The sequence below is a fragment of the Bianquea renquensis genome, assembly GCF_014384895.1.
In the GTDB taxonomy this organism is placed as follows: Bacteria; Bacillota; Clostridia; order Lachnospirales; family Bianqueaceae; genus Bianquea; species Bianquea renquensis.
This window is the reverse complement of record NZ_JACRSQ010000057.1, coordinates 1-7,582: the sequence shown is the minus strand read 5'-3', so window position 1 is coordinate 7,582 and position 7,582 is coordinate 1. Positions and strand designations below refer to the sequence as shown.

Genomic DNA, 7,582 nt, shown 5'->3' with positions numbered 1-7,582 from the left:
CGGATGGTAAAATGTTTAGAGTGATGCCAGGAGGCATCTTTTTTTGTGTCAGTTGTCAACCAACAAACACTGGGTTATGTAGAGAAGAGATATTTTATAGGGCTTTGTCAACAGCTCGAAGTTGGCCCGAAGCTGCACACACCCGCATGTGGAAACACAGGCGGTATTTTTATATAGAAAGGAAAGGCCAAATGAAGATAAAACAAAAAGCACCCCAGCGGCTGTTGTCGCTGCTATTGACGTTTGTTATGCTGCTGACGGCCATACCGCTTTCAGCAATTACCGCCAGCGCCGCCCCGGCATCGGATATACCGGAGGAAATGCTGGACAGCGCCATTTTGCGTGCGCTGGAATACACCGGTTACGACGTGCAGCGGCAAAAGGATAAAGGGACGCTCTATCAAAGCGGTCATTATGGTTCCCGGCTGGCAGCCAACGACCCCAGCATACTCTCGGACATCTCCTATGGGCTGGTTCTATCCGGCAAGGATACGGTGGCCGACAACACAACCGCGACGGGGCTTGCCCCGAATATTGCGAAATTTGAGCAGTACGGCTTGTGCTGTGCCTCCTTTGTCACCTATTTTATCTGCAACTATCTGCCGAATATCGAGGGGGCCGACACTGGCTTTATCACCGAAGCCATTGACGCCACCGGATTGAACCCGCAGGCTGTTGTGACATGGCAGACGGCCCTGGAAGGATTGGCACAGCAAGGGAAGATTGAGAAGATCGGTACAAGCACCAGCAATGTGGAGTACAGCAAGCTGGAGCCGGGCGATCTTATCATTTTCGGCAACGCCGCCAACAGCCACATCCATATTGCTGTCTATGCGGGGACGTACAATGGCGCCGACTTCATTATCCATGTGGGAAATGAGCGCGGGCCGGAGATTTCCACCGTAGAGGCTATGGGGCATTCCTCAAATGGGGATAAAGCGTCCTCCCCCAACGCCTTTTACCATCTCGGAGATATTTTTCAAGCACAGGGAAACATTGAAGTCTACAAGAAGGACGATAAAGGAGCGCCCCTGACGGGGGCAGTGTTTCGGGCGACGGACATCCACAATCCGTCCAAAACCTATCAAATCGGCCCCACCAACAGCGCAGGGTATGCAAAATCTGAAAAGGCGCTTCCATTTTCCACTTATCAAATCGAGGAAATCATCTTTCCCGCCAACTTTCAGAGCGACGGGACAACTTTATGGACGAGGACGCTCGACCGCAATACCCCAAATGCGACCATCACCATCAACGCCGTCAACGTCCCCATTCCCGGAACCCTGAAAATCGTCAAGCACAGCGAGGACGGCGAGGTTAAAAACGTCCCGTTTCAGATTTCCGGGAACGGTATCAACAAAACGGTGCGGACACAGGCGGACGGTACTTTCCTTCTGGAAGTACGGCCGGGAGTTTACGAGGTCACGGAACTGACGGAAAACAAATATGAACCGCAGGCCACCATGCGCGTCACGGTGGTATCCGGCCAGACGGCGGTTATCACCTTTGACAATGTGCTCAAACGTGGGGATTTGGTTGTCACCAAGACCGCCGAGGACGGCTTTGTGGCGGGTAAGACGTTCCGGCTGTACGGCGCCAGTCTTTCCGGTCTGCCGGTGGACGAATACGCTGCCACGGACAGCAGCGGTATAGCCCGGTTTTCAGACGTGCTCATTTCCGGCGATACGCCCTATACCCTTGAAGAAGTGGGCACAGAGGATAAATACGTTATCCCCGACCCGCAGGAGGCCGTCATTGAATGGAATAAGGTGACAAATAAAACCTTCCACAACACGTTGAAGAAATGGCGGGCTGCCATCACCAAATCGGACGACGAAACCGGCACAGCACAGGGAGACGCCACACTGGAACACGCCAAGTACGGCGTATACAAAGGCAGCCAGCTTGTGAAAAGCTATTTTACCGGCCCGAATGGTGATTTTGTTACGGACTGGTATCCCTGCGGCGACGACTGGACAATCCGAGAGCTGGAGCCGTCCACCGGCTACCTGCTCAACCCGGAGGTTTATTATGTGGGCGCGGAAGCCAAGGAATATGAGCTGGAATACAATGAGCTTGCGCTGGACGTTGGCGAGCAGATCATCAAAGGCCGGGTGGCTATCATCAAGCACACGGACGACGGTTCCACCGGCATTGACACCCCGGAGAAAGGGGCGAAATTTGAGCTTTTCCGGCGCGCTGCCGGTTCCTATGCAGCGGCCAAAGAAACCGAACGGGATATTTTGACCTGCGATGAGTACGGTTTTGCTGAGAGCAAGTCTTTACCTTTCGGGTGGTATCGGCTGCATCAAGTGTCGGGCTGGCCGGGCCGGGAAATGCTTGACGATATCGACCTTTTCATTTCCGAAAACGGCAAGGTCTATCGGTATCTGTTAAACAACGCCAACTTTGAAAGCCGCGTCATGCTCGTCAAGCTGGACAAGGAAACCGGGAACACGGTGCCGCTGGCCGGACATGGCTACAAGCTGTTTGACCCGCAGGGCAAGCAAATCACCATGACGCTCACCTACCCGGAGATTGTGGAAATCGACACCTTCTATACGGACGCTCATGGTTACTTGATTACCCCGGAGCCGCTGCCCTACGGCGAGAGCTATTCGGCGGTTGAGGTACAGGCTGTGGAGCCGTATGTGTTAGACCCCACCCCGGTCTATTTCGATATATTGCCGGAGAGCGCCGAAGAAGTGGACGGCGTGACGGTCATAAAAGTGGAAAAGGAAAATATGCCGCAAAAGGGCACCATCACCGTCCGCAAGGACGGCGAGGTGTTCTCCGGCGTTGCCACCATAGGCGGAAGCGACGGCGCGCCGCTGCTGTATCAACCGGTGTATTCCACCAAGGGGCTGGCCGGGGCCAAGTATGATATTGTCGCCACGGAGGATGTCTATTCCGGCGGTATGCTGCGTTACAGCGCAGGCCAGACAGTGGCGACCCTTACCACCGGGCCGGACGGGAGCGACACCAGTGAGCCGCTGTATCTCTCCACGTTCCAGATTTTTGAACGTCAGGCCCCCTATGGCATGACCCGCAACCCGGAGCCGGTGACGGTGACACTCTCTTATGCAGGGCAGCATGTGGAGCTAACCGAAACGGAAATCCACATCACCAACGAGCGTCAGCAGGTGGAAATCCGCCTGCAAAAAGCGTTGGAGCAGGACGAGGTTTTCGGAATCGGCATGAACGGCGAAACCCGGAATGTCGCGTGGGGACTGTATGCCAGAGAAACCATGACAGCGGCGGACGGCAGCGTGATCCCGGCAGACGGGCTGCTGGAGCTGGCCTATTGCGACGAGGCCGGGCAGATTGTCTTTTCCACCGATTTGCCGGTGGACAGTAAAGTGTATGCCAAGGAGTACAGCACCGACGGGCATTATCTTCTTTCCGATAAAGAGTATGATTTGGAAATTTCGTATCAGGGGCAGGATACCCCCGTAGTTTATCTCTCCGTCAATGACGGCCAGCGGATTGAAAACAAGCTGATTCGCGGCGACGTGACCGGCTGCAAGGTGGACGGCGACGGCGCGCCGGTGGACGGTGCGTTGATCGGCCTGTTCCGGTCGGATGAAACTGCGTTTACCGAAGAAAACGCCCTGATGAACTGTGAGAGCATGGAGGGCGGCAAATTCGGCTTTTACGGCGTGGCCGCCGGGGACTGGTTAATCCGTGAAATCGCACCCGCAGAGGGATTTGTCCTTTCGGAAAAAATCTTACCGGTGACGATCTCCGAGAATAAGCAAGTCATAGAAATCACCATCGAAAACCGCTGGATTGTGGGAAGCGCGGAAACGCTCAAGCTGGACGCGGAGTACCCGGAAAATACACTGGCGGGCGCGGTGTTCGGGATTTATGCCGATACCAACGGAAACCAAAAATTTGAAGAAGGCATTGATCGGTATATCGGCAATATGACTGAGCTGGAAAACGGCCAGCACCGCATGGAGGGGCTGCGTTATGGTGGCTACTTCTGCCACGAGGAAGCAAGCCCATCTGGGTTCTTACAGGACGGCAGCTACTACTATTTCGCCATCACGGAGGACGGCGAAACCGTGCAGGTGGAAAATGAGGCCGGTGTGGGCTTCCTCAACACCCCTATCTATGGGGAGCTGGAAATCACCAAAACCGACAGCGCCGACCATGCGCCCCTGCCGAATGTTGGGTTCCGTATCCGGGATTCGCTGGGCGCAGTTGTGGCGGAGGGCTGCACCGACGAAAACGGTGTGGCGCGGTTCCGGCTTCGTGCGGGGCAGTACACCTATCAGGAGTTCAAGGCGGACGGCTATCAGGTGGACAGCACGGAATTTCCGTTTGAAATCACGGAGGACGGCCAGATTATTCAAGTGACTGTGACAAATGAGAAAATCCCCACGCCCGAAGTGCCGCAGACCGGCGACAACACGCTGATTTGGCCGTTTATTGTGCTGACCGGGGTGTCTTTGGGAATGATCGCGCTGCTCACCCTGCGCCGCAGACATACCGGCAGCCGATAACTTCGGGCCAAGTTGGCCCGAAGTTACGCGGCGCAGTTTGTGACAGCGAGGCCCGAAATAAAACATAGAAAGGAACAGGATATGGAACAGAAAAACAATCCGATGAAAACCGCCGAGCTTTCGGCCGAACAGAATACCAATATGATCGACGGGATTTTGAATAACCTGCCGCTGTGCGCTCCGTCTCCCGTCCCGGAGGAAAAGCCATTGGACAAGGTGAAGCCTCCTACCCGAAAAAGCCGGACATGGGAGCGGGAACGCTGAAACAGCGTAAGCGGGGTATCCACCTGCACGTCATGGTGACGCAGGAGGAACGGGATACAATCCGGGAAAGGATGACCGAGGCAGGTATTACCAACGCGGGAGCCTTTATGCGGAAAATGGCGCTGAATGGGTACGTGCTGCATGTTGACCTTACGCCGGTTCGGGAGCTTGTTTCCCTGCAAAGGCGCTGCGCCAACAATCTCAATCAGATTGCCATACACGCCAACACCTACGGCGTATACCCGGAGGAAATTGCGGGCTTGCAGCGGGATTATACCGAGCTATGGGGCAAGGTGTCCGCTGTGCTGGAACAGCTTGCAGAGGTGGTGAAACTTTGAAAATGCGGGGAGCGGTTTTGAATACCGTTCCCCGCATTTTCTGTTATGTGGAAACTTCGGGCCAAGTTGGCCCGAAGTGGCGCCGGGACAAGATTCGTGCGGCGGCGACAACATTGTGGTATCATCCCCTAGGAGGTATAATGTATATAGAATAAAGGCAATAGAAAGGAGATTTGTATATGAAAACATTACTCAAACTGCCGTTCAAAATCCTTGTCCTTCCTTTTGCGTTAGCGTTTTTCCTGTTAGGTCTTGCCATGCAGTTTTTGGGCTGGCTATCCGGCCGGGTGCTGGCGCTGGCAGCCTTGTTGTTTGCTGTCGGCGGCGCGATCCTGCTGTTTCAGGGAGAAGCGTACAGCGGCATAGGGCTGCTTGTAATGGGATTCCTTGTTTCGCCATTCGGGATTCCGGCCTTTGCTGAGGCGGTGGCGGATTTCCTGCACGGTCTAAACAGCTCCCTCATGGGCTTTATTGCTGGATAACTTCGGGCCAGGTTGGCCCGAGGTTATCCAATCAAATGCAGATAGAGCAGCGGATCATTGTCCCGCTGCTCTTTTCTTTTGGGAAAGGAGGCGGGGAGTTTGGCGACTGTATATCTCAAAGCCCACCATATCAGTAAGGGCGAAACCATAGCGCAGTCGATGAAAGACCGCTTTGAGTATGGGCAAAATCCGGCAAAGACACGGGACGGTGATTTGATTGCCGCTTACGAGTGCGACCCCAAAACCGCCGATGCGGAGTTTTTATTGAGCAAAGCCAAGTACAAAGCCATAACGGGCCGGGAACAAAAAAAGGACGAGGACGTGCTGTGTTATCAAATCCGCCAAGCGTTCCCGCCCGGCGAACTGGACGCGGAGGCGGCGCTGGCGGTGAGCTATGAGCTCGCCATGCGCTGGACGAAAGGCAAGCACGCCTTTTTTGTGGTGTCCCACATTGACCGGCCCCACCCCCATTGTCATATCTACTACAATTCCACCACGCTGGATTGTACCCATAAATTCCGGGACTTTCTAGGATCGGGCCGGGCCTTGCGCCGGCTGTCCGATCGGGTATGTATTGAGCACGGCCTGTCGGTGATCGCCAATCCCAAGCTGCACAGCCGGGGGAAGTACAAGCATTACGGCGCATGGCTGGGCGGTAAAAAAGCCCCTACTTTTCAGCAACGGCTCAAAGCGCAGATTGACCTTTGCCTTGCCGAACAGCCGGAGAGCTTCGCCGCCTTTTTGCAGGCGATGAAAGCGGCGGGCTTTGAAGCCAAGCAAAGCCGGGGCGCTGTCAGCTTTCGTGCTCCGACGTTCGGGCAGGAACGGTTTACCCGGCTGCGTGCCTCCACGCTGGGCGACGCATACACCGAGGCGGCGATCCGGGCAGCTATTGAGGGGCGGGCTGCCCCGTCCGGGGGACGTTCGGCGGATTCCCGCCGGGTCAATCTGGTGATTGACATTCAGGCAAAAATACAGGCCGGGAAAGGCCCGGCCTATCAGCGGTGGGCTACGGTTTACAACCTGCAACAGATGGCCGCTGCCGTGCAGTATTTACAGGAGCACGGTTTAATGGATTATGCTGTATTGGAGCAGAGAGCGGCCGAGGCCGCCGAACGGTTTCACACCTTGTCGGAGAAAGTCAAGACCACCGAGGCGGAGCTTCGGCGCAACAAGGAGCTGCGGGCCGCTGTCCACGACTATGCCAAGACCCGCCCGGTGTTTGAAGAGTACAAGGCCAAGCGGTACAGCAATCAGTTTTTGAGTGAGCACGAGGCGGAAATATCCCTGTACCGGACGGCACAAGCAACCTTTCGCCGCATACTGGCCGGAGCCAAGCTCCCCAAAATGGACGCCCTGAAAGCGGAGGCGGCGGAGCTGGCCGCTGACAAAAAGACACTGTATGCCGAGTACCGGGCCGCCCGGACGGATATGCGGGAACTGGTGACGGTCAAGGCAAATATTGATCGCCTGTTCGGACTGTCAGACGAACAGAAAAACAAGGAAATGGAGCGGCAGCGCCATGACCAAAACAAGGCCGACAGGCCGCGATAACTTCGGGCCAAGTTGGCCCGAAGTGGAAAGCACCGTCATAGACGGTGCGAACCACATAGCCGGGTTTGGGGAGGCTCCCCAACAAGCCGTTTTTCGGATTTTGGCCGCAGGGCAAAATTTGAAAAACATGCAAGTGTGGCCACACTTGCCCTGCTTGCCGTTTAGTGGAATCTTCAAAATGGTGCGTTCAAAAAACAATCTGTTTATTTATCCGGTACAATAGATCGGTACAATAGTAGGGGAATACTACGTACCGGAGGGAAAACAAAATGAAACGACAAAAACTACAGGAAAGCATGATACCGCCATACGAAACGGCCTTACAGGAAGCGGAGAAAAGCGCGGCCACTATGGAAAAATACCTGCACCATGTCCGGCAGTTTGTCGCCCACGATGCGGGCCGAAGGATTGACAAGGCTTTGGTACTGGAATACAA

Annotated in this window: 5 protein-coding genes; all 5 read left to right on the top strand. The window is 55.1% G+C overall.

Annotated elements, in window-relative coordinates; all coding sequences use genetic code 11:
• The first annotated feature begins 191 nt into the window (after positions 1–191).
• The 5 genes from H8730_RS16925 (at position 192) to H8730_RS16905 (ending at position 7,146) form a co-directional block, all read left to right on the top strand.
• Complete coding sequence (locus H8730_RS16925) at positions 192–4,508, top strand: prealbumin-like fold domain-containing protein (RefSeq protein ID WP_249290234.1); 4,317 nt, start codon at positions 192–194, stop codon at positions 4,506–4,508.
• Between the two features lie 81 nt (positions 4,509–4,589).
• A complete protein-coding gene (locus H8730_RS16920; protein WP_249290233.1) occupies positions 4,590–4,772 on the top strand; it encodes a DUF4316 domain-containing protein in 183 nt (60 codons plus the stop codon).
• The gene (locus H8730_RS16915) at positions 4,754–5,110 is read left to right on the top strand and encodes a plasmid mobilization protein (RefSeq protein WP_430385401.1); all 357 of its coding nucleotides are present in this window, start codon (positions 4,754–4,756) and stop codon (positions 5,108–5,110) included. Before H8730_RS16920 ends, H8730_RS16915 begins: the two co-directional genes overlap by 19 nt.
• A 179-nt stretch (positions 5,111–5,289) precedes the next feature.
• Positions 5,290–5,592, top strand: coding sequence for a CD1845 family protein (locus H8730_RS16910; RefSeq protein ID WP_249290232.1), 303 nt, complete (start codon positions 5,290–5,292; stop codon positions 5,590–5,592).
• Between the two features lie 159 nt (positions 5,593–5,751).
• Complete coding sequence (locus H8730_RS16905; RefSeq protein ID WP_249290235.1) at positions 5,752–7,146, top strand: relaxase/mobilization nuclease domain-containing protein; 1,395 nt, start codon at positions 5,752–5,754, stop codon at positions 7,144–7,146.
• Positions 7,147–7,582 lie beyond the last annotated feature (436 nt).

Bases quoted from the DNA above. Each gene is read 5' to 3' on its own strand.
- H8730_RS16925 (WP_249290234.1), top strand. From the start codon at position 192: ATGAAGATAAAACAAAAAGCACCCCAGCGGCTGTTGTCGCTGCTATTG.
- H8730_RS16920 (WP_249290233.1), top strand. From the start codon at position 4,590: ATGGAACAGAAAAACAATCCGATGAAAACCGCCGAGCTTTCGGCCGAA.
- H8730_RS16915 (WP_430385401.1), top strand. From the start codon at position 4,754: ATGGGAGCGGGAACGCTGAAACAGCGTAAGCGGGGTATCCACCTGCAC.
- H8730_RS16910 (WP_249290232.1), top strand. From the start codon at position 5,290: ATGAAAACATTACTCAAACTGCCGTTCAAAATCCTTGTCCTTCCTTTT.
- H8730_RS16905 (WP_249290235.1), top strand. From the start codon at position 5,752: ATGAAAGACCGCTTTGAGTATGGGCAAAATCCGGCAAAGACACGGGAC.